The organism is Guyparkeria halophila, from assembly GCF_034479635.1.
Lineage (GTDB): Bacteria > Pseudomonadota > Gammaproteobacteria > Halothiobacillales > Halothiobacillaceae > Guyparkeria > Guyparkeria halophila.
This window is the reverse complement of sequence record NZ_CP140153.1, coordinates 757,219-777,986: the sequence shown is the minus strand read 5'-3', so window position 1 is coordinate 777,986 and position 20,768 is coordinate 757,219. Positions and strand designations below refer to the sequence as shown.

Genomic DNA, 20,768 nt, shown 5'->3' with positions numbered 1-20,768 from the left:
GCGGGCCTCCCGGGGACAAAACAGGGCGATTTCCCTGCCCCAGAAGCGTAGCAGGCGCGCCCGGAAATACCCGGACGCGCCTGCTCGTTTGTCACTCGTTGTCGGGGTAAGGATCAGCCCATCTGGCGGATCAGCTCCTCACCGAAGGCCTTGCAGCCGACCTGGTTGGGCTTGTCCATCAGGCGGGCGAGATCGCCGGTGACGTTGCCGCTGGCGATCGCGCCTTCCATCGCCTTGATGACGGCATCGGCCGCCTCGGTCCAGCCAAGGTGGCGCAGCATCATCTCGGCCGAGAGGATGACCGACGACGGGTTGGCCAGGTCCTTGCCGGCGATGTTCGGCGCCGTGCCGTGGGTGGCCTCGAACATGGCGACGGTGTCGGAGAGGTTGGCGCCCGGCGCGATGCCGATGCCGCCGACCTGCGCGGCCAGCGCATCCGAGACGTAGTCACCGTTGAGGTTCAGCGTGGCGACCACGTCGTACTCTTCCGGCACCAGCAGGATCTGCTGCAGGAAGGCATCGGCGATCGAGTCCTTGATGACGATGTCGCGGCCGGTGTTGGGGTTCTTCAACTTCATCCACGGGCCGCCGTCGAGCGGCTCGGCGCCGAACTCTTCTTTCGCGAGCTCGTAGCCCCAGTTCTTGAAGGCCCCTTCCGTGAATTTCATGATGTTGCCCTTGTGCACCAGGGTGACCGACTCGCGATCATTGGCGATCGCGTATTCGATCGCCCGGCGCACCAGGCGCTTGGTGCCGTCCTCGGAGACCGGCTTGATGCCGATGCCCGAGCTCTCCGGGAAGCGGATGTTCTCGACATTCATTTCCTTGGTCAGGAAGTCGATCACCTTCTTCACTTCCGGGGTGCCCGCGGCCCACTCGATGCCGGCGTAGATGTCCTCGGAGTTCTCGCGGAAGATGACCATGTCGGTCTTCTCCGGGTGCTTGACCGGGCTGGGGGTGCCGGTGAAGTAGCGCACCGGGCGCAGGCAGACGTACAGGTCGAGCTTCTGGCGCAGGGCCACGTTCAGGGAACGGAAGCCGCCGCCGACCGGCGTGGTCAGCGGCCCCTTGATGGAGACCACGTAGTCGCGGATCGCTTCCATGGTCTCGGCCGGCAGGCCGCTGCCGTCCGGATAGACGTCGGTCGACTTCTCGCCGGCGTAGACCTCCATCCATGAGATCTGGCGTTTGCCGGCGTAGGCCTTCTCGACGGCCGCGTCGATGACCTTTTTCATCACCGGCGTGACGTCGATGCCGATGCCGTCACCCTCGATGAACGGGATAATCGGCCGATCCGGCACGGTCAAGGTGCCATCGGCGGTGACGGTGATCTTGTCGCCCTCGGGGATGGTGATCTTGTCGAAGCTCATGTGCTCTCTCCTGGCTGGATGCGTGTTTGGCAGACGGCCGACCGGCCCCGCTCGAGTTGGTCGGCATTATACCGATTCACGTGATCCCGCCGAGGCAAGCCGAAAGGCCCCATCCCACGGGCGTTCCCGCCGTCGACCCGGTCGGCGAATTTTTTTTCTTCCCCGCCCCTTGAAATCAACGGGGCCGCTCCTACTATTGGCACTCGAGTCGGGCGAGTGCTAACAACGGCGGCATCGTCGAGTTTGCCGGTCCCGACGCGAACAAACACCGTCGAAAATCCTTTTTCTATGTCAACGCATGGAGTAACCGCATGAAAATCCGTCCTTTGCATGATCGTGTGCTGGTAAAGCGCGAAGAAGAAGAACGCAAGACCGCCTCTGGCATCGTTCTGCCGGACTCGGCTGCCGAGAAGCCGAACCGTGGCGAGATCATCGCTGCCGGTCCGGGCAAGTCCAATGACAAGGGCGAAGTCCGCCAGATCGGCGTGAAGGTCGGCGACAAGGTGCTGTTCAGCCAGTACGCCGGCACCAAGGTGAAGGTCGAAGGCGACGAACTGCTGATGATGGGCGAAGACGACATCCTCGCCGTCATCGAAGACTGAGTTGCCCGCGGAAAGCGCTAACGCTCTACCCCGGAATCGAATTAATCAAGGAGCATATTGACTATGTCTGCCAAAGAAATCCGCTTTTCTACCAGCGCCCGCGACCGCATGCTGCGTGGCGTCAACCTGCTTGCCGACGCCGTCAAGGTAACCCTGGGTCCGAAGGGTCGTAACGTCGTTATCGAGAAGAGCTTCGGCGCCCCGGCCGTGACCAAGGACGGCGTTTCCGTCGCCCGCGAGATCGAGCTGGAAGACAAGTTCGAGAACATGGGCGCGCAGATGGTCAAGGAAGTCTCTTCCCAGACCGCCGACGTCGCCGGTGACGGCACCACCACCGCGACCGTACTGGCCGCCGCCATCGTCCGCGAAGGCGTCAAGGCCGTCGCGGCCGGCATGAACCCGATGGACCTCAAGCGCGGCATCGACCGTGCCGTCGAGTCCGCGGTTACCGAGCTTAAGAACCTCTCCAAGCCCTGCACCGACAACAAGGCGATCGCCCAGGTTGCCACCATCTCCGCGAACTCCGACAAGAAGGTCGGCGAGATCATCGCCGAGGCCATGGAGCGCGTGGGCAAGGACGGTGTCATCACCGTCGAGGAAGGCTCCGGTTTCGAGGACGAGCTGGAAGTGGTCGAAGGCATGCAGTTCGACCGCGGCTACCTCTCGCCCTACTTCGTCAACAACCAGAAGCAGATGAGCGTCGAGCTCGAGGACCCCTACATCCTCCTGCACGACAAGAAGATCTCGAACATCCGTGATCTGCTGCCGGCCCTGGAAGCGGCCTCCCAGGCGAACAAGCCGCTGCTGATCGTCTCCGAGGACATCGAGGGCGAGGCACTGGCCACGCTGGTCATCAACGCCATGCGCGGCATCGTCAAGGTCGCGGCCGTCAAGGCACCGGGCTTCGGCGATCGTCGCAAGGCCATGCTGCAGGATCTGGCCATCGTTACCGGCGGCCAGGTGATCTCCGACGAGGTCGGCCTGACCCTCGACAAGGTCACCCTTGACGACATGGGCACTGCCAAGCGCGTCGTGGTCACCAAGGAAAACAGCACGATCATCAACGGCTCTGGCACCAAGGAAGACATCGACACCCGCGTCGAGCAGATCCGCACCCAGATCGAGAACACCTCCTCCGAGTACGACAAGGAGAAGCTCCAGGAGCGCATCGCGAAGCTGGCCGGCGGCGTTGCCGTGATCAAGGTCGGCGCCGCGACCGAGGTCGAGATGAAGGAGAAGAAGGACCGTGTCGACGACGCGCTGCACGCGACCCGTGCCGCCGTCGAGGAAGGCATCGTCCCGGGTGGCGGCGTCGCGCTGATCCGTGCGCTGGCCAGCCTCGGCGAGCTCAAGGGCGAGAACGTCGACCAGCAGACCGGCATCTCCATCGCCCTGCGCGCCATGGAAGACCCGCTGCGCTTCATCGTCGCCAACTCCGGTGGCGAGCCGTCGGTCGTCGTCCAGGGCGTACGCCAGGGCAAGGGCAACTACGGTTACAACGCCGCCAACGGCGAGTACGGCGACATGGTCGAGATGGGCATCCTGGACCCGACCAAGGTCACCCGTACCGCGCTGCAGAACGCGGCATCGGTCGCCGGCCTGATGATCACCACCGAGTGCATGATCGCCGAGCTCCCGAGCAAGGACGACGGCGGCACCCCGCCGGCCGACATGAGCGGCATGGGCGGCATGCCCGGCATGATGTAAGAACGGACGATCCGGTCGCAAAGGCCGGACACCGCTGCGACGAAACCCCGCTTCGGCGGGGTTTTTTTGTGCCCGCGCCACAGGCACGCCACGAAAAAACCCGCCGGGTCGCCAGGACCGCGGCGGGCTCGAATGGGTCGAGGGTGGCGAGCTTACTCGCCCATGCCACCGCCCATTTCGTCACCCATCTTGTCATCCTTGTCCATACCGTCATGGTCCATGCCGTCCTGGTCCATGCTGCCGTGGCCCATCTCGTCCTTTTCCATGGCGTCCTGGCCCATCTCGTCGCCGGACATCTCGTCCCCCACTTCCTCGCGGGACATCTCGCCACCGCCCATTTCGTCATGGCCCATGCCGTCTTTTTTCTCCCCGTCCTCGTGAGACATGGCAAGGGTGGTGTAAACATCCTGCTGCATGGGCTCGGCCGCGATAGCGGCGGTGCCCATGGTCATCAGGCCGGCACAGATCATCGATACCGTCATCGTCTTCATGGGAATACCCTCTTGTCGTTACGCTAATGGTGCATGGCGGCAGTGCCATGCCTCAGCGCAGCCGAGCCCAATGCTCAGCTGCCGCCGAACCAGTTGTACCCACGATCCTCCCAGTAGCCGCCGGGGTACCTGTTGGTGACGAACAGCGCCTCGACATGCTTGGGGTTCTTGTAGCCAAGCTTAGTCGGCATGCGCAGCTTGAGCGGAAAACCGTAGCGGGCGGGCAAGACCTGCCCGTCGAATGTCAGTGTCAGCAGCGTCTGCGGATGGAGCGCGGTGGGCATGTCGATGCTGGTGTAGTAGCCGTCGGCACAGCGAAAGCCGACGTATTGGGCCTCGAGGTCGGCGCCGATGCGCTCCAGGAAGTCCGAGAAGCGCACCCCGCCCCACTTGCCGATCGCACTCCAGCCCTCGACGCAGATCAGGCGGGTGACCTGATCCGCCTGCGGCAGGGTGCGCAGTTCGGCCAGTGACCATGGACGTTGGTCGGCGACCCGGCCACCGACCTGCAGACGAAAGCGTTCGCCGTCGATCTGCGGCACCTTGTCCAGCGAGTAATAGGCGTTGAAGGGAAACGGCCGGGTGATCATCGACTCGGGGTACGTCGGCGCGAGCTGCTCGGGATCGAACAGCCAGGCCTGCACGCGGTCGTTGAATCGAGAAACCTGCAGCAACGCCTTCTCGACGATCGGCTCGTCGCTGACCGAGCAGCCGCCCAGCAGCGGCAATGCGCCTAGCGCCAGCGAGCCACGCAGGAAACGCCGCCGATCCGGTTGCTCCGGACCCATCTCCATTTCGCACATTCGTTTCTGTCGATCGTTCATGCCAGCTCCTCGGTCATCGACCACGAATCATGTGCAGCAGCGAACGCGGCACCAGCAGCGCCATCGCCACGTGGATTGCGACGAAGCCGACCAGGGCCGCCATCGTGAAGAAATGGACGTAGCGCGCCGCCTCGTAGCCGCCCATCAGCTCGCGCAGCAGCGGGAACTGCACCGATTTCCACAGCACCAGCCCGGAGACCACCAGCAGCACCAGATCGAGGATCACGAACAGGTAGGCGGCCCGCTGCACCGTGTTGTAACGGCGAGGATCGGCATGGGAGAGCCGGCCGTGGAAGGCGGCCTTCAGGTCGGCCACGAACCCGCGTGGCGAAAGGGGGAAGAACCGCCGCCACAGCCGGCCGGTGGCCGTGTTGATACTCAGGTAGAGCACCCCGTTGACCACCAGCAGCCACATGGCCGCGAAATGCCACAGGATCGCGCCGGCCAACCAGCCCCCGAGCGTGATCTCGTCGGCAAAGCGAAAATCGAACAACGGCGAGGCGTTGTAGATCCGCCAGCCGCTCATCACCATCAGCACCACCGCCAGCGCATTGAGCCAGTGGGTCAGCCGCAGCCACAGCGGATGAACCGGCGGCACATCTCCGGTGGCCTTGCCGGCTCGGACCGAACCGGCCCTGACGGGCTCTGCGTTCATGGGCGGCCTCCTGAAACGCTCGGTTGTCGAGCCAGCGGCCCGACCCTCGCGATGATGGACGTACCCTTTCATTCGCCGCTGGCCGGCAGTTGGTTACAAGCATGGCTCGATCGATGGCATGGCGCGACAAAAACCGGGGGGCCTACAATCGCGGATGTAACCAGACCCATGGTGCGGACGAATGAAGGGGCATGGTGGGGAGAAGATGAGCGAGGCGGAGCTGCGGAGACGGTTGCTGAATGGGCTGTCCGGGGACAATCGCGCCTATCACGCCTTCCTGCAGGCCACCGGCGACCTGCTGCGGCACTACTTCCATCGCCGACTGGGCAGCCTGCCCGACGAGGTGGAAGACCTGGTACAGGATTCGCTGCTGGCGATCCACGACAAGCGCCAGACCTATGACCCGACCCTGCCGGTCACCGCCTGGCTCTACGCGATCGCCCGCTACAAGCTCGCCGACCTGCTGCGACGACGACAACGACGGGAGCAGCGGACCGACTCACTGGACATGGAAACGGCGCTGGAACCAAGCGCCCCCGAGCACGACGAGATGGCGGGCCGAGATCTGGACCGGCTGCTCGCCCGATTGCCGGAACGCCAGCGCGTGGCAATCCGGCACATGAAGCTGGAGGGACTGTCGGTCGCCGAGACCGCGCAGCGCACCGGCATGTCCGAATCGGCCGTCAAGGTCGGCGTCCATCGCGGCCTCAAGGCACTGTCCAAACTGATCCAGGGGCAAAACGCATGAAGACAGACGAACTGGTCTCCCTACTCGCCGCCGGCGAGGTGGCCGTGCCCCGCCGCATGCTTCCGAGCCGACTGGCACTGGCGACCGCGGCTGGCCTGCTCGCAAGCATCGCCCTGATGCTGGGATTGCTCGGGATCCGATCTGACCTGCCCCAGGCGGCCATGGACCCGATGTTCTGGGTCAAGATCGGCTTTGCCGGCCTGCTGATCGTCGCCGGTCTGCTCGCCACCTGGCGACTGGGCCGGCCGGGGATCAAGCTGGGCAGGCTGCCGCCGTCGACCACCGCCCTGCCGGTGCTGCTGCTATGGCTGCTGGCCCTCGCCTCACTGAGCCAGGCGACGCCATCACAGCGCGTCACCCTGCTGCTGGGCGAGACCTGGAGCAGCTGCGCCTTCCTGATCGCCCTGCTGGCCGCCCCGCTGCTGGCAAGCACCCTGTGGGCGATGCGCGGCATGGCGCCGACCCGGCTGCGACTGGCCGGCGCGTCCGCCGGGCTGTTCTCGGGGTCGCTTGCCGCGCTGGTCTACTCGCTGCACTGCCCGGAGATGACCGCCCCCTTCATCGCCCTGTGGTACCTGCTCGGGGTCGCGATCCCGACAACCCTGGGCGCCTGGCTCGGGCCGCGCCTGCTGCACTGGTAACAATGCCGACGGATTCGTCGCCCTGACGAAAAACCCCGCCGGATGGCGGGGTTTTCGCTATTTGGAATCGCCGACGGGTTGGTCAGTGCCCCTTGCCCTGCAAGCGGTCCATCACGGCGTAGAGCACACCGGAGACGACGAAGGTCAGGTGGATACCCACCATCCAGGCCATCTCTCGGTCGCTCAGATTTTCGACGTTCATGAAGGACTTGAGCAATTCGATCCCCGAGATGGCGACGATCGAACCAATCACCTTGATCTTGAGATCGGTGAAGCTGATATGCCCCATCCACTCGGGGCGGTCATGGTGGCTGTGCAGGTCATCCATCTTCGAGACGAAGTTCTCGTAGCCCGAGAAGATGATGATGATCAGCAGATTCATGATCAGCGCTACGTCCACCAGCGTCAGCACGCCGATAATGATCTCGGACTCGCTCAGGGAAAAGGCGTGGCTGAGCAGGTGCCAGAGCTCGGAGCCGAACTTCACCAGCAGGATCAGCATCGCGCCGACCAGCCCCAGGTAGACGGGGGCCAGGATCCAACGGCTGCCGAACAGGAAGTGTTCGAAGTAGTGCTCGGCGTTACTCGAGCGACGCGGGGCGGGGGTGGGTTTTTCCGATTCCACGGCTGGGCCTCGATCAATGGTCAAAAACGATGAAACGCCCCGGAGAGCCGGGGCGGATATGGGACTATCCTACCACCGGCTCAGCCGCGACGGGGCGCGCTCTTGCCGGGGCCGCCATTTCCCGGCGCGAGGTACCCAGGGGCGACGTCCTCGAGGCGGGTGGGCTCACGCGGGCACTCCGGCGAGCAGGTATTGTCCCGCTGCAGGGAGTCGAGGTTGTCACGGCTGAACGGCTTGCCCGGCAACCATTCCATCACCCGCGCCTGGATGCGCGACAGCCACATCGGCAGGCCGACCACCCAGCGCGAATGCCCGCTGGTCGACGCCGCGTAGCGCACCAACTCGCCCAGCGAGTAGTCATGCGGACCGCAGAGATCATAACGCGCGCCATCGGCCTGCGGGTCGTCGATGGCCTCGACGTATCGACGCACCACGTCGCCCACATAGACGGGCGAGAAGCGCGCACCGGCGCAGGCCAGCGGAAAGATGCCCGGCATCAGCTTCGCGAGGTCGGCAAAGCGGTTGAGAAAGGAGTCACCCGGCCCGAAGATCACCGACGGGCGGAAGCTGGTTACCGCAATGTCGTGCTTGCGACCGAAGCGATGCACCCAGCTCTCCGCCTTGCCCTTGCTGCGCTGGTAGTGGCTGACGCCTTCTTCCTCGTCCGCCCCCAGCGCGCTCATGTGCAGATAACGCGGCACGCCGGCATCGGCGGCGGCACGCAGGGCGGCCTTGGTCAGCTTGATATGCACCCGCTCGAAGCCCTTGCCGTTGTGTCGGCGCTCGTTGAGGATGCCGACCAGGTTGACCAGCAGATCGGCCCCCTCGAGCAGTTCGGCCAGTTCCGGGGAGCCACGATGGGTAGCCAGGTCCGATCGAGCCGGGGGGTTCATGTCGACCAGCACCACGCTCGGCCAGAGCCCCATGTCCCGGTGACGCGCCGCGTGACGGCTTGGCACCACCACTTCCCAGCCCCGCTGGGAAAGTGCGCGCACCAGGTGCCGGCCCACGAAGCCGGTCCCGCCCAATACCACGGCCCGAGGCAGGCCCTCGGGTCTATTGCTGCCGCCAACGGCGTGCGATTCGTCCATAACGTCCCTGACAGTGCATCTGCCGAAATTGATCGAACCGGTAGAGTACACTCGAGCCCCGAACAGACATAGCAACCCAGAGCACGGCAAGCACGCGAACTTGCCCTGCCACGCCACGAGATGCCATGACAGCAAGCGACCACGACGCCCCCGGCAAGACGCAAACGACCGACACGCTGATCATCGGCGCGGGCGCCAGCGGGCTGGCTGCCGGCTGGGCGCTGGCGCGGGCCGGCCAGCGGGTCACCGTGCTCGAGGCGGGCGACGTGCCTGGCGGCAATATCCAGAGCCGCCGCGACGGGGAATGGCAGGTCGAGATCGGGCCGAACACCCTGATGGTCAAGCCGCCGCTCTATCGGCTGCTCAAGGAACTGGGCCTGACCGACGAGGCGATCTTCGCCGGCGAGGCGGGCAAGAAACGCTATATCGCCAAGGGAAAGCGGGTGCTCGCCCTGCCCACCCATCCGCTCAATGCCCCCTTCAATCCGCTGCTCGGCCCGCGCAGCATTGGCCGCATCCTGCGCGAGCCCTGGGTGCGCCGGGGAACGGGCGAGGAGACGCTGGCCCACTTCGTTGAGCGCCGCCTGGGCCGAAACATTCTCGATTACCTGGTCGACCCATTCGTCTCGGGGGTCTACGCGGGGGATCCGGCCCGGCTGTCCGTTCAGGCCGCCATGCCCAAGCTCGCCGCCATGGAACGTGAGCATGGCTCGCTGATCCGCGGTGGATTCGCCGCCATGAAACGGGCCAAGCGGGAGCGCCGCGAAGGGACCGAGCCCATGCCGCGCGAATGGCGTGGCAAGCTGATCAGCTTTCCCGGCGGCATCCAGACACTCACCGACCGGCTCGCGGCGGACATCGACGCGGCAACCGACGGCACGATCGCCTGTGGCCGACGCGTGCAGGCCGTTCAGCCGGAGGATGGCGGCTGGCAAGCGATCGACCAGGACGGCACCACCTGGCAGGCCAAGCGGCTGGTGCTGGCCACGCCGGCCCATGTGAGCGCCTCGCTACTGCGCCCACTCGACGCACTGCTCGCCGAGCCGCTCGACGAAATCGTCTACCCGCCGGTCGCCGCCGTCGCCCTGGGCTTCCCCCCCGGCGTGCTGGCCCACCCGCTTGACGGCTTCGGCGTCCTGATTCCCCGCCGCGAACGTCGGCGGACGCTGGGTGCCCTGTTCTCCTCGACGCTGTTTCCCAATCGTGCGCCGCACGGCCACAAGCTGATCACCGCCTTCATCGGCGGGCGACAGGACCCCGAGGCACTGGAGATGAGCGATGCCGAGCTGGCCCGTCAGGTCAGCAAGGACCTGGGCGACCTGCTCGGCATCGAGGGACAGCCGGTCTGGCAGCGCGTCAGTCGCTGGCCGCGCGCGATTCCGCAGTACGAGCTGGGGCACCTGGCCCGGATCGAACGGCTCGATCAGGCACTCGAGCATTACCCCGGCCTGTCGCTGATCGGCAACTGGCGCGAGGGCATCGCGGTGGGTGATTGTCTCGAAAACGGTCAGGCGCTCGCCCGGCGGATTCTCGACGGCGAACACTGACCTGACGGGCGAGCGCTCCCGCGGCGCCCGGGCAAGCACTCAGACAAGTGCCCGGGTAAGTGCCCTGACAATCACCCGGGCCATCGCCCCGGCAGGAACTAGTCGCGGTCGCGATCGATGCGACGCGGGTCGCGCGGCTCGTCCCGCCGGATATCGTCCGGGTCGGCATCGTAGACATTGCCGTCCGCACCGGGACCGAACGGCCCCCGCGGACCGGTCCCGAACCCGCCACGCTCGACCACGACCTGTTGCAGCCGTCCGGCAAGCCACGCGCCAAAGGCAAGGCGACGCAGGAACGGCGTCACCAGCACCAGCCCCAGCAGGTCCGTCAGCGGCCCCGGCAACAGCAACATCAACCCGCCGAGGAAATTGGCCGCCACGCCCAACCCGTCGATTTCGCCCCGACCGGTCGCCGCCACGTCACGCTGGGCGCGCGCCATGGCATTGGGCCCGGCGGTGCGCATCAGCCACGCCCCCCAGACACCGGTGGCGACGATCCACAGCAGCGTGACAAGAAACCCCATGGCCGCGCCCATCGCGATCAGGAGCACCAGCTCGACGAGGGGCAGGAAGAGGATGAAACCGGACAGTTTTCGCATGACTTCTCGGGGTTACGATGGATTTGTTTGCCGTCTAACGATTGCAGCGCTAGGCTTCCTGTCGACAACCGGCTGGAATTCGCCGCGGCGAATACACCAGGTATCGAGCCAGGGGCTCGGGCGACCCATGACACGCATCTGGCTACCTTGGCTCATCGGGCCGCCGTAGAGCCGACCCGCGGAACTTGCGGCCCATCGACCGGCCCAAGGCCGGGCCGGCTGGAACGGGCAAGGCCGAACACCGACTCAACGACCTGACGCAATCACGATAATGACGATCGAGCAAAGCACAATAGCACTGGTCATCACGACACTGGACGACCCCCGCGCGGCCGATGAGTTGAGCGCGCGCCTGCTGGCCGACGGTCTGGTGGCCTGCGTGAACATCCTCGGCCCGGTTCGCTCGGCCTACCACTGGCAGGGCGAGTTGTGCCGCGATGAGGAATACCAGCTTCACATGAAGACCAGCCTCGACCGCATCGACGACCTCAAGGACGCGATCGAGCAATATCACCCCTACGACTGCCCCGAGGTGGTTATCCTGCCGGCCGAAAGCAGCCAGTCTTACTCCGAATGGGTTCAGCAATGCGTTCAAACCACTCCCTGACCGCACCCTGGGTGCGAATCGCCGCCTTCCTGCTTGTCACCGTCGCCCTCGCCTGGCAGACGGCGGCCAGTGCCCAGCCCGAATTGCTGGGACCGGAAGAGGCCTTCGGTGTCGAGGTCAGCCACGACGACGGCGAACTGCGCCTCGACTTCCGCGTGGTGGAGGGCTACCACCTCTACCAGGACAAATTGAAGATCCGTGGCGGCGATTCGGTCGAACTCGGGGAGCCGCAACTGCCCGAGGCGGTGATCGAGGACGACCCGGTCTTCGGCGAGACCCCCGTCTACAAGGATGACTTCACCGCCCGCGTACCGGTGGAATCCGCTCCCGGCGGCGAGGCGCGCATCACGGTCGAGTACCAGGGTTGCTCCGACATCCACGGCGTCTGCTACCCGCCGGAGACGCACGAGCTTTCCGTCGACCTGCCGCCGATAGATGCCAGCGCCTCGGCGGATGCGGCATCAGACGCCTCCGGCGCCGATTCGCGCGATGGCGGCATCAGCCTGGGTGGCTTCGGCAGCAGCAACGAACCGATGGACCCCGAAGAGGCGTTCGTCCCCGAGGTGATCGTCGATGACGGGAGCGTGTTCGTCCGCTTCGACATCGCCCCGGAGTACTACCTGTATCGCGATCGCACCAAGGCGGCCGTGGCGGGCGATGCATCCATCCGCGCCACGCACATCGGCGAGGGCGAGCGCAAGGACGATCCCAATTTCGGCACCGTCTGGGTCTTCCACGACCAGCTGGAGACCGAACTGTCGATCGACGCCGATGCGCCGTACACCCTGGTGATCGGCTACCAGGGCTGCGCCGACATGGGCCTGTGCTATCCGCCGATGGAGAAGGCCTGGCGGATCGATCCGGCCGCGGGCGACGCCGAGCGCCTCGACGAGGTACCCGGCGATGCCGGCGAGCTGACCCCGCTGGAAGACATGCCGTCACTCGGCCAGAACCGGGGCGATGACCGGGGCGAGGCACCGGCCGGCAGCGGCCCATCGACCGACACCGCCACCGAGGCCGCCGCCCAGACGGGCTCGGAAACGGACATGATTACCCAGCGCCTGATCGACGGCAGCCCCTGGGCGATCATCCTGGGCTTTCTGATCTTCGGCCTGTTGCTCGCGTTCACGCCCTGCGTCTTCCCGATGATCCCGATCCTTTCGGGCATCATCGCCGGCCAGGGCGAGCACATCACCACCCGCAAGGCCTTCGTGCTCTCGGTGGTCTACGTCCTCGCCATGGCGGTCACCTACACCGTGGCCGGGGTACTGGCCGGGCTGTTCGGTGCCAACCTGCAGGCCGCCTTCCAGAACCCCTGGATACTGAGCGTGTTCGCCGCGATCTTCGTCGCGCTGGCCCTGTCGATGTTCGGCTTTTTCGAACTCCAGCTGCCCTCCTCGATCCAGTCGCGGATCATGCAGGTGCAGAACCGCCAACAGGGCGGCACACTCACCGGCGTGGCGGTGATGGGCTTTCTTTCGGCCCTGATCGTCGGTCCCTGCATGGCCCCACCGCTGGCCGGCGCCCTGATCTATATCGGCCAGACCGGCGATGCGGTGATCGGCGGGCTGGCGCTGTTCGCCCTGTCGATCGGCATGGGCCTGCCACTGATCCTGGTCGGCACGCTGGGCGGCAAGTACATGCCCAAGGCCGGCGGCTGGATGGATGCGGTCAAGGCCGTGTTCGGCGTGGTGCTGCTCGGCCTGGCGATCTGGATGCTCGAGCGCTTCCTGTCCCCGGCCATCACCCAGCTGATGTGGGCCGTGCTGCTGATCGCCTCGGCGGTCTACATGGGGGCGACCGAATCGTTGCGTGACACCGCCTCGGGCTGGTTGCGCCTCTGGAAGTCGCTGGGACTGGTGCTGCTCCTCTGGGGCGCGCTGATGCTGATCGGCGTCGCCGCCGGGGCCAAGGGCACCCCGTTCGCGCCGCTTACCGGCCTGTCGCTGGGTGGCGGTGGCGGCCAGATCGCCGAGCTCGAGTTCCGCCAGGTAAACGATGAACAGGAACTCGACCAGGCACTCGAGCAGGCCAGGGCCGCCGGCCAGCCGGTGATGCTCGACTTCTACGCCGACTGGTGTATCTCCTGCAAGGAGATGGAACACAACACCTTCAGCGATCCGCGCGTGATCGAGGCGCTGAGCGGTTTTCTGGTGCTGCAGGCCGACGTGACCGCCAACAACGCCGACCACAAGGCATTGCTCAAGCGTTTCGACCTGTACGGCCCGCCGGGGATCATCTTCTGGGATGCCTCGGGCGAACGGGTGCGTCAGCACTGGGTGGTCGGGTATCAGCCACCCGACGAGTTCCTCGGCCATGTCACGGCCGTCTCGAACCGCTGATCGATTTCGAGCCCCGCCCTGCGCGGGGCTCTTTGCATCTCCGCGGCCCATCTTTTGTTGCCGGGGTATAACTTCGTGAAAAATCCGCCAATGGGTGGCGATTGACAAAAAAACGACGCCGAACACGTGACTTCGGCACCCCCAACCGGCACAATGCGGGCATTGACTCGTCGGGGACGGACCCGGCGGGGACCCGGTCATTCCGCCCGTCGACGAGAGCGAGTCTCCATGAAACGGATCCTGGTACTCAACGGCCCCAACCTCAATCGGCTCGGCACCCGCGAGCCCGAGCGCTACGGGCGACTGACGCTGGCCGACATCGGCCAACGCCTCGACCGGGCCGCCGAAGGACAAGGGGCGGCGCTGGAACACTTCCAGAGCAACCACGAGGGCGAGGCCATCGACCGGCTGCATCATGCGGCCGACGATGGGCTGGACGGGGTGCTGATCAACCCCGGCGCCTGGACCCACACCAGCGTCGCGCTGCGGGATGCCCTGCTCGCCATCGACCGGCCGTTCATCGAGGTTCACCTCTCCAACATTCACGCCCGCGAGGCCTTCCGGCAGCATTCCTATTTCTCGGATGTGGCCGTCGGCAGCATCGTCGGGCTGGGGGCGCTGGGCTACGAACTGGCCCTGACCGCCCTGATCGCTCATCTGGACGCATCGTCCGCCTGATTCGCACGCATAACGCAAGAGACCCACGTCATGGATATTCGCAAGGTCAAGAAACTGATCGAACTGCTCGAGGAGTCGGGCGTCGCCGAAATCGAGATCAAGGAGGGCGAGGAGTCGGTACGCATCTCGCGCCACTCCCAGCAGCCGCCCATGATGCAGGCGGCCGCGCCGGCGCCTGCCCCGCAACCGGCTGCCCCCGCTCCGGCGGCGTCAGGTGAACCCGCACCCAGGGAGACGCCGGAGGCCCGCGGCAAGACCATCAATTCGCCGATGGTGGGCACCTTCTATCGTGCCTCGTCACCCGATTCGAGCGCCTTCGTCGAGGTGGGCACCACCGTGAGCAAGGGCGACACCATCTGCATCATCGAGGCGATGAAGATGTTCAACCAGATCGAGGCGGAGGTCGACGGCACGATCAAGGAGATCCTGGTGGAGAATGGCCAGCCGGTGGAATACGACCAGCCGCTGTTCGTGATCGAGTAAGGCCCCGCCTGCTCGACCCACAGCCAGCCGCTTTCGTCTTCCCAGGAGTTTTCCCAAGATGCTGAACAAGGTCCTGATCGCCAACCGTGGCGAGATCGCGCTGCGCATCCTGCGCGCCTGCCGCGAGCTCGACATCGGCACGGTGGCCGTCCATTCCACTGCCGACCGTGATCTCAAGCACGTCCGCCTCGCGGACGAATCCGTCTGCATCGGCGGCCCCCGGTCCAACGAGTCCTACCTCAACGTGCCGGCATTGATCGCTGCCGCCGAATTGACCGATTCCTCGGCCATCCATCCCGGCTACGGTTTTCTTTCCGAGAACCCCGACTTCGCCGAGCGGGTCGAAGAGTCGGGCTTCATCTTCATCGGCCCGACCGCGGAATCCATCCGCATGATGGGCGACAAGGTCACCGCCAAGGAGACCATGCGGGCCGCCGGCGTGCCCTGCGTGCCCGGCTCGGAGGGCGCCCTGACCGACGACCCCGACGAGAACCATCGACTGGCGCGCGATATCGGCTACCCGGTCATCATCAAGGCGGCCGGCGGGGGCGGTGGCCGTGGCATGCGGGTGGTGCACACCGAGGCCCACCTGCACCACGCCATCGAGATGACCAAGAGCGAAGCGGGGGCGGCCTTCGGCAATCCCGAGGTCTACATGGAGAAGTTCCTCGAGCACCCGCGGCACATCGAGGTGCAGATGCTCTCCGACGGCCAGGGCAACGCCATCCACCTGGGCGAGCGCGACTGTTCGATGCAGCGTCGCCACCAGAAGGTGATCGAGGAAGCGCCGGCACCGGGCATTACCGCCGAGCAGCGCGCCGAGATCGGCGCGGTCTGTGTCGCGGCCTGTAAGCGCATGAACTACCGCGGGGCGGGCACCTTCGAGTTCCTCTACGAGAACGGCGAGTTCTATTTCATCGAGATGAACACCCGCCTGCAGGTCGAGCATCCGGTCACCGAGATGGTCACCGGCATCGACCTGGTCAAGGAACAACTGGCGATCGCCGCCGGCATCCCGCTGCAACTGACCCAGGACCAGGTGGAATTCCGCGGTCACGCCGTCGAATGCCGCATCAACGCCGAGGACCCGGCCACCTTCGCCCCCAGTCCGGGCAAGATCACCAACCTGCATTTCCCGGGCGGACTGGGCGTGCGGGTCGACTCGCACATCTACAACGGCTACTCGGTGCCGCCGTTCTACGACTCGATGATCGGCAAGCTGATCACCCATGCCGGTGATCGCGAGGCGGCCATCCGCCGCATGCACGGCGCGCTCGAGGAAATGCTGGTCGACGGCATCAAGACCAACATCCCGCTGCACCGCGAACTGATGATGGACGCGAACTTCATCGCCGGCGGCATGGATATCCACTTCCTGCACAAGCGGCTCGGCATCTCCTAAGGACATCTCGAAAAAACGTCGTGAGTCGCCCGAGTGCAAGGAACCGCGCAGCGAACGACGAGACATATCAAGCGGATAGGTGAGGAGTGAGCGAGCACGTGACGCAGCAATCGGGTGACGCAACAGTTTTTTCGGGGTGTCCCTAATGGCCGACGAGTGGCAGCACCTCTGGCTGGAGGTACCGCGCGACGACGTCGAGGCGGTCGAAGACGGCCTGCTGGCCGCCGGCGCGCTGTCGGTCACCCTCGAGGAACTCGGTGACGAGCCGGTGCTCGAACCGCAGCCGGGCGAGGCTCCGCTGTGGGCCGAGACCCGCGTGGTCGGCCTGTTCACAGGGGACGTCTCGCCGGCGATGATCGTCGGCACGCTGCACGGGCTGCTGCGCCCCGCCCTGCTCGACCGGCTGGGCCATGCGGTGTTCGACGAGGACGACTGGGTGCGTCGCACGCAGGCCGACTTCACCGCCATGCCGATCGGCGAGCGGCTGGTGATCGAGCCGGCCTGGGAAGACAGCGCGGCCCCTGCCGGTCGCCTCCCGATCCGACTCGACCCGGGGCTGGCCTTCGGCACGGGCAAGCACGAGACCACGCGCCTGTGCCTGGAATGGCTGGAGTCGGAGGAAATCACCGGGCAACACTGGCTGGATGCCGGCTGTGGTTCGGGGATCCTCGCCATCGCCGCCTTACGGCTGGGCGCGGCCCAGGTAGACGGGACCGACATCGATCCGCAGGCGCTCACCGCCAGCCGCGGCAACGCCGATCTCAACGACATCGACCCGTCGAGCCTGTCGCTGTACCTGGCCGAGGAGTATCCCGCCGACCGGCAGGTCGACGGGCTGCTGGCGAACATCCTCGCCCCGACCCTGATCGAACTGGCCCCGATGCTGAGTCGGCATCTCAAGCCGGGGGCCCGCTTTGCCCTCTCCGGCATCCTCACGCATCAGGCCGACGCCGTGGCCGCGGCCTGGACGGCGGCCGGCAACGAGGTCACCACCTTCCGGGAGCTGGGTGACTGGGCACTGGTGGCGGGTCGCCGGCCAGACTGAATCGCTGTCTACCGTCCCGGCGGTTCGTGGCCCGTTCCGCTGTCGGCTCCACGGTCCCCCTGCTCCTGTCGCGCAGCGCGCTCCTGCTCCAGCAACGACTCGATGCGGTCGAGCCGACGCAGTATCTGCATGTCGATACGCTCTTCGTCCTGGCTGCTCGCCTCCATTCTCAGACCGACCAGGAAGGCGGCGGTCGAGGCACTGATCAGGGCAAGCCAGACCACGGCGACCCCAACGAAGACGAACCCCATCGCGCGGGCGGCGGCGGTCTGAGGCACCAGATCCCCGTAGCCGACCGTCGACAACGTGACCAGCGCCCACCAGGCCCCGTCGCTGAAATCGTCGAAGGTCTGCGGGTCCAGCACGGGCATGAGTGACCCGGCCAGCACCAGCAGGAAGGCCGTCATCAGACCGATGGCGAAGAACACGTGCCGGCCCAGCTCACGAAAGTAACGGCGTCCGAGCCGAAGTGCCGTAATCAACACCAGCAAGACACGCAGTAACCGCAGGCCAAGCATGAAAGCCACGGCCTCGATCAGGATCAGCGGCAAACCAATGGCCACCACGGCAACCAGCAACCAGTTGGTCTTCAAGTAAAAGAGCTTGTCCTTGACCAAGGCGAGCAGCATCAGCTGCTCGACCAGGAAAAAACCCCAGATGAGCTGATCGACCCAGAATCCCTGCCCCGCCTCGACCTGACCGGTATGCTCCAGATACCACTGCACCGGGATCCACAGGGAAATCAGCAGCAGGGGCAACTCCAGACGAACGGCCCAACGCTGCGCCGCTCGATTCTCGTGATCGGCCACGCCACCGATGCCAAGCAGTCGGGTAAACCGCACGCCCCAACTGATCAGCAGCCTCGCCGTGTGCTTTTCGGGCGACTCGACAAAGGGTCTATCCGCCAAGGCGCTGACCTCCTGCCATTCGGGTCATCCAGCGGCGCAATGGCGGCACACCGGACACGAGCTGGGTCGCGACGGTACGCGTGGCGACGGTGAGCGGGTCGCGGCGACGGTAACCCCAGTCGAAACCATCCATCAGCGACTGGATCAGCTGGTTGTCGGCCCGGCGACGTCGCTCGTAGGCGCGTGCCAGACGCGCATCGCCCAATCCCCGATCTGCCATCGACTCGACCACGGCGATCAGCGCCGCCACATCGGCAAAGCCGAGGTTCGCGCCCTGCCCCGCCAGCGGGTGGATGGAATGCGCGGCGTCACCGACCAGCAGCACCCGATCGGCCCAGTAGCGATGCGCGTGCAGGCGGCGGATCGGAAACCAGGCCTGGCCCGCCACTCGCGTGATCTCGCCGAGCTCCTCGGGAAACGCAGCCATCGCCGCCTCCCCCAATGCCTCGGGCGAGAGCGCGTGGCGGGCGCGCACCCGATCCGGGGCGTCGTACCACACCAGCGAGCCGCAATTGCCCGCCAGCGGCAGGAAGGCCTGCGGACCGTCCGGGGTGAATCGCTGCCAGGTGATGTCCTGTTGCGGGTAGGCCGTCTCGACCGAGAGGATCTGCGCGGCCACCGAATAGTCCCGACTGCTCGCGCCGATGCCCGCCGTCTCGCGTACCCAGGAGCGTTGCCCGTCGGCCCCGATCACCAGTTCGGCGCGCAGTTCCCGCCCGTCCGCCAGGGTCAGGGACACGTCACGATCGCGCACGTCGAGCCGCTGGGGCTCGCTGCCGGTCAGGCAGTCGACGTTGTCGAACTCGCGCAATCGCGACCACAGCGCCAGCTGCACGCGGCGGTTCTCGACGATGTAGCCAAGGTAAGGTCGCCCCACCTCCGCGGCGTCAAAGGTCAGGTCACCCGGGCCGGCGGCATCGAAGACGCGCATGCGTCGATAGAGCGCGGCGCGCTCGGCGCGGATAGCCGGCCAGGCGCCCAGCCGCTCAAGCAAGGCAATGCTCGCCGGTGCCAGTGCAGAGACCCGCAGGTCAAAGGGATCGTCTCCACCCAGCGGCGCCGGCGGTTCGCGCTCGATCAGCGCGACCTCGAGGTCCTGCTGCGCGAGTGCCAGCGCCGCGGCGGCGCCGACCATGCCGCCACCGACGACGATCACGTCCACCTGCTGCACGCCGGCCATCAGGCGATGCCCCGCGTGGCGCGCACCAGGCGATTCTTGAATGGCAGCATGCCGTCGAACACGGACAGTGCCGCGCCGCGCAGGTGCCCCAGTCCCGGCAGGTCCAGCGAGAAACCGCGCACCAGGCCGTCGGTCAATCCGATGGTGCGCCGGTAATCGGCCTGGCGCAGCGAACGGTAGCGCGCCAGTCGAACCGGATCGCCCGGATCGACGGCGCCTCCCCGGTCCGCCCGCAGCACCCGGGCAAGATCGCGGATATCACGCAGGCAGAGATTGAAACCCTGACCGGCGACCGGATGCAGGGCATGAGCGGCATTGCCCAGCACCACCAGTCGATCGGCCACCGGCTCATTCGCGGTCACCAGGGTAAGCGGATACTGGCCGCGCGGTGTGAGCGCCGAAAAGCCACCCAGACGGTGGCCGAAGGTCTCGTCCACCGCCCGGGCGAAGGCCTCGTCATCCAGCGTGGCCACTCGCTCGGCCTCGGCGTGGCGCGCCACCCAGACCAGCGATACCCGTCCCTCGGCAGCCGGCAGCACCGCCAGCGGGCCGCCGGTGGTGAAACACTCGAACGCCACCCCGCCGTGCGGCCGTGCCGGCATGGCCGTGGTCACCGTGGCGACCTGGCCATACTCGTGGCGGCTGATGCCCATCTCGGCCTGCTCGCGCACCGCGGAATCCGCGCCGTCCGCCGCCACCACCAGCCGCGCACGGCGCGTCACGACCCGCTCGTCATCATCGCGGAGCACGACGGTCGCGCCGTCGGCATCGCTGTCATGACGCTCATAGCGTGCCGGGCGGTGGTAACGGATCTGTCCCCCCCGCGCCGGCGGCTCGGCGAGCAGGGCTTCCAGGCGTTCTCCCAGTGCACGGTTGGGCATGACGTACCCCAACGCCTCGACCCCGGCCGACCGGGCAGTAATGCGGCTCAGGCCAAAATGCCCGCGATCGAAGACCCGCACCTCGCGGATCCGTTCAACGGCGGCGGCCAGCGGCGCATCGATCAAGCCGAGCGTGTCGAGATACTGCCAGCCGGCATCGGCCACCGCCGTCAGGCGGCGGTCGAAACTGGCCGACTCCTCCGGCCGACGCGGCTCGATCACCTCGACCGACCAGCCATCGACGGCCAGGGCACGCGCCAGCACGCCGCCCACCATCCCGCCCCCGACGATGATCACGTCGGTGTCGAATGCCTCGTCGTGCAGGGCCGCATTGCGTGTCAT

General features: G+C 66.3%; 21 protein-coding genes. 11 read left to right on the top strand and 10 right to left on the bottom strand.

Translation table 11 applies throughout. From position 1 onward, the window contains the following. Nucleotides 1–113: 113 nt before the first annotated feature. Nucleotides 114–1,370, bottom strand: a complete 1,257-nt coding sequence (gene icd, locus SR882_RS03605) for an NADP-dependent isocitrate dehydrogenase (RefSeq protein ID WP_322521986.1) — start codon at nt 1,368–1,370, stop codon at nt 114–116. Between the two features lie 311 nt (nt 1,371–1,681). Here icd and SR882_RS03600 point away from each other — a divergent pair, with 311 nt between their 5' ends. Then, a complete protein-coding gene (locus SR882_RS03600; protein WP_322521985.1) occupies nt 1,682–1,972 on the top strand; it encodes a co-chaperone GroES in 291 nt (96 codons plus the stop codon). 63 nt (nt 1,973–2,035) lie between these two features. Then, the gene (gene groL / locus SR882_RS03595; protein ID WP_322521984.1) at nt 2,036–3,679 is read left to right on the top strand and encodes a chaperonin GroEL; all 1,644 of its coding nucleotides are present in this window, start codon (nt 2,036–2,038) and stop codon (nt 3,677–3,679) included. Between the two features lie 152 nt (nt 3,680–3,831). Here the strand turns inward: groL and SR882_RS03590 are convergent, their stop codons facing one another. From SR882_RS03590 to SR882_RS03580, 3 genes are all read right to left on the bottom strand, one after another. After that, nucleotides 3,832–4,170, bottom strand: coding sequence for a hypothetical protein (locus SR882_RS03590; RefSeq protein WP_322521983.1), 339 nt, complete (start codon nt 4,168–4,170; stop codon nt 3,832–3,834). Between the two features lie 74 nt (nt 4,171–4,244). Further along, nucleotides 4,245–4,994, bottom strand: a complete 750-nt coding sequence (locus SR882_RS03585; RefSeq protein WP_322521982.1) for a molybdopterin-dependent oxidoreductase — start codon at nt 4,992–4,994, stop codon at nt 4,245–4,247. Between the two features lie 13 nt (nt 4,995–5,007). Then, complete coding sequence (locus SR882_RS03580; protein WP_322521981.1) at nt 5,008–5,649, bottom strand: cytochrome b/b6 domain-containing protein; 642 nt, start codon at nt 5,647–5,649, stop codon at nt 5,008–5,010. A 205-nt stretch (nt 5,650–5,854) separates the two neighbouring features. Here SR882_RS03580 and SR882_RS03575 point away from each other — a divergent pair, with 205 nt between their 5' ends. After that, on the top strand, nt 5,855–6,397 hold the full coding sequence (locus SR882_RS03575) for a sigma-70 family RNA polymerase sigma factor (RefSeq protein WP_322521980.1): 543 nt from the start codon (nt 5,855–5,857) through the stop codon (nt 6,395–6,397). Beyond that, nucleotides 6,394–7,038: a DUF1109 domain-containing protein gene (locus tag SR882_RS03570; protein ID WP_322521979.1), complete on the top strand. Its 645-nt coding sequence runs from the start codon at nt 6,394–6,396 to the stop codon at nt 7,036–7,038. Before SR882_RS03575 ends, SR882_RS03570 begins: the two co-directional genes overlap by 4 nt. Before the next feature lie 82 nt (nt 7,039–7,120). On the opposite strand, the gene SR882_RS03565 is transcribed toward SR882_RS03570, so the two are convergent. Together SR882_RS03565 and SR882_RS03560 are read right to left on the bottom strand one after the other, a co-directional pair. Further along, nucleotides 7,121–7,663, bottom strand: a complete 543-nt coding sequence (locus SR882_RS03565) for a TIGR00645 family protein (protein WP_322521978.1) — start codon at nt 7,661–7,663, stop codon at nt 7,121–7,123. Between the two features lie 80 nt (nt 7,664–7,743). Next, nucleotides 7,744–8,754, bottom strand: a complete 1,011-nt coding sequence (locus SR882_RS03560) for a complex I NDUFA9 subunit family protein (RefSeq protein ID WP_322521977.1) — start codon at nt 8,752–8,754, stop codon at nt 7,744–7,746. A gap of 125 nt (nt 8,755–8,879) precedes the next feature. Here SR882_RS03560 and hemG point away from each other — a divergent pair, with 125 nt between their 5' ends. After that, nucleotides 8,880–10,301: a protoporphyrinogen oxidase gene (gene hemG, locus SR882_RS03555; RefSeq protein WP_322521976.1), complete on the top strand. Its 1,422-nt coding sequence runs from the start codon at nt 8,880–8,882 to the stop codon at nt 10,299–10,301. A gap of 98 nt (nt 10,302–10,399) precedes the next feature. Here the strand turns inward: hemG and SR882_RS03550 are convergent, their stop codons facing one another. After that, on the bottom strand, nt 10,400–10,900 hold the full coding sequence (locus SR882_RS03550) for an FxsA family protein (protein WP_322521975.1): 501 nt from the start codon (nt 10,898–10,900) through the stop codon (nt 10,400–10,402). Nucleotides 10,901–11,171: 271 nt separating this feature from the next. Here SR882_RS03550 and cutA point away from each other — a divergent pair, with 271 nt between their 5' ends. The 6 genes from cutA to prmA all read left to right on the top strand — a co-directional run bounded on the left by cutA (nt 11,172) and on the right by prmA (nt 17,457). Next, nucleotides 11,172–11,507 carry a divalent-cation tolerance protein CutA gene (cutA, locus tag SR882_RS03545; RefSeq protein WP_322521974.1) on the top strand — a complete coding sequence of 112 codons (336 nt, stop codon included), beginning with the start codon at nt 11,172–11,174 and terminating at the stop codon, nt 11,505–11,507. After that, nucleotides 11,486–13,849: a protein-disulfide reductase DsbD gene (dsbD, locus tag SR882_RS03540; RefSeq protein WP_322521973.1), complete on the top strand. Its 2,364-nt coding sequence runs from the start codon at nt 11,486–11,488 to the stop codon at nt 13,847–13,849. The genes cutA and dsbD overlap by 22 nt, the downstream gene beginning before the upstream one ends. Before the next feature lie 228 nt (nt 13,850–14,077). After that, a complete protein-coding gene (gene aroQ, locus SR882_RS03535; RefSeq protein ID WP_322521972.1) occupies nt 14,078–14,527 on the top strand; it encodes a type II 3-dehydroquinate dehydratase in 450 nt (149 codons plus the stop codon). Nucleotides 14,528–14,557: 30 nt separating this feature from the next. After that, entirely contained in the window at nt 14,558–15,010 is a 453-nt protein-coding gene (gene accB, locus SR882_RS03530; RefSeq protein ID WP_322521971.1) for an acetyl-CoA carboxylase biotin carboxyl carrier protein, read from the top strand. Between the two features lie 58 nt (nt 15,011–15,068). Further along, nucleotides 15,069–16,412: an acetyl-CoA carboxylase biotin carboxylase subunit gene (gene accC / locus SR882_RS03525; protein ID WP_322521970.1), complete on the top strand. Its 1,344-nt coding sequence runs from the start codon at nt 15,069–15,071 to the stop codon at nt 16,410–16,412. 145 nt (nt 16,413–16,557) lie between these two features. Next, the gene (gene prmA, locus SR882_RS03520; protein ID WP_322521969.1) at nt 16,558–17,457 is read left to right on the top strand and encodes a 50S ribosomal protein L11 methyltransferase; all 900 of its coding nucleotides are present in this window, start codon (nt 16,558–16,560) and stop codon (nt 17,455–17,457) included. An 8-nt stretch (nt 17,458–17,465) separates the two neighbouring features. On the opposite strand, the gene SR882_RS03515 is transcribed toward prmA, so the two are convergent. From SR882_RS03515 to SR882_RS03505, 3 genes are read right to left on the bottom strand one after another with little or no spacing between them, the layout of a single operon-like run. Further along, nucleotides 17,466–18,365 (bottom strand): potassium channel family protein, encoded by a 900-nt coding sequence (locus SR882_RS03515; RefSeq protein ID WP_322521968.1) that lies wholly within the window; start codon nt 18,363–18,365, stop codon nt 17,466–17,468. Next, nucleotides 18,355–19,545 carry an FAD-dependent oxidoreductase gene (locus tag SR882_RS03510; protein WP_322521967.1) on the bottom strand — a complete coding sequence of 397 codons (1,191 nt, stop codon included), beginning with the start codon at nt 19,543–19,545 and terminating at the stop codon, nt 18,355–18,357. The genes SR882_RS03515 and SR882_RS03510 overlap by 11 nt, the downstream gene beginning before the upstream one ends. Continuing rightward, a complete protein-coding gene (locus SR882_RS03505) occupies nt 19,545–20,768 on the bottom strand; it encodes an FAD-dependent monooxygenase (RefSeq protein WP_322521966.1) in 1,224 nt (407 codons plus the stop codon). Before SR882_RS03505 ends, SR882_RS03510 begins: the two co-directional genes overlap by 1 nt.

Excerpts from the sequence above, each read along its gene's own strand:
- SR882_RS03505 (WP_322521966.1), bottom strand. The coding sequence starts at position 20,768 with ATGACACGCAATGCGGCCCTGCACGACGAGGCATTCGACACCGACGTG.
- accC (WP_322521970.1), top strand. The coding sequence starts at position 15,069 with ATGCTGAACAAGGTCCTGATCGCCAACCGTGGCGAGATCGCGCTGCGC.
- icd (WP_322521986.1), bottom strand. The coding sequence starts at position 1,370 with ATGAGCTTCGACAAGATCACCATCCCCGAGGGCGACAAGATCACCGTC.
- cutA (WP_322521974.1), top strand. The coding sequence starts at position 11,172 with ATGACGATCGAGCAAAGCACAATAGCACTGGTCATCACGACACTGGAC.
- SR882_RS03580 (WP_322521981.1), bottom strand. The coding sequence starts at position 5,649 with ATGAACGCAGAGCCCGTCAGGGCCGGTTCGGTCCGAGCCGGCAAGGCC.
- accB (WP_322521971.1), top strand. The coding sequence starts at position 14,558 with ATGGATATTCGCAAGGTCAAGAAACTGATCGAACTGCTCGAGGAGTCG.
- SR882_RS03585 (WP_322521982.1), bottom strand. The coding sequence starts at position 4,994 with ATGAACGATCGACAGAAACGAATGTGCGAAATGGAGATGGGTCCGGAG.
- SR882_RS03570 (WP_322521979.1), top strand. The coding sequence starts at position 6,394 with ATGAAGACAGACGAACTGGTCTCCCTACTCGCCGCCGGCGAGGTGGCC.
- SR882_RS03510 (WP_322521967.1), bottom strand. The coding sequence starts at position 19,545 with ATGGCCGGCGTGCAGCAGGTGGACGTGATCGTCGTCGGTGGCGGCATG.
- SR882_RS03550 (WP_322521975.1), bottom strand. The coding sequence starts at position 10,900 with ATGCGAAAACTGTCCGGTTTCATCCTCTTCCTGCCCCTCGTCGAGCTG.
- aroQ (WP_322521972.1), top strand. The coding sequence starts at position 14,078 with ATGAAACGGATCCTGGTACTCAACGGCCCCAACCTCAATCGGCTCGGC.
- SR882_RS03575 (WP_322521980.1), top strand. The coding sequence starts at position 5,855 with ATGAGCGAGGCGGAGCTGCGGAGACGGTTGCTGAATGGGCTGTCCGGG.
- prmA (WP_322521969.1), top strand. The coding sequence starts at position 16,558 with ATGGCCGACGAGTGGCAGCACCTCTGGCTGGAGGTACCGCGCGACGAC.
- SR882_RS03560 (WP_322521977.1), bottom strand. The coding sequence starts at position 8,754 with ATGGACGAATCGCACGCCGTTGGCGGCAGCAATAGACCCGAGGGCCTG.
- SR882_RS03600 (WP_322521985.1), top strand. The coding sequence starts at position 1,682 with ATGAAAATCCGTCCTTTGCATGATCGTGTGCTGGTAAAGCGCGAAGAA.
- dsbD (WP_322521973.1), top strand. The coding sequence starts at position 11,486 with ATGCGTTCAAACCACTCCCTGACCGCACCCTGGGTGCGAATCGCCGCC.
- hemG (WP_322521976.1), top strand. The coding sequence starts at position 8,880 with ATGACAGCAAGCGACCACGACGCCCCCGGCAAGACGCAAACGACCGAC.
- SR882_RS03590 (WP_322521983.1), bottom strand. The coding sequence starts at position 4,170 with ATGAAGACGATGACGGTATCGATGATCTGTGCCGGCCTGATGACCATG.
- groL (WP_322521984.1), top strand. The coding sequence starts at position 2,036 with ATGTCTGCCAAAGAAATCCGCTTTTCTACCAGCGCCCGCGACCGCATG.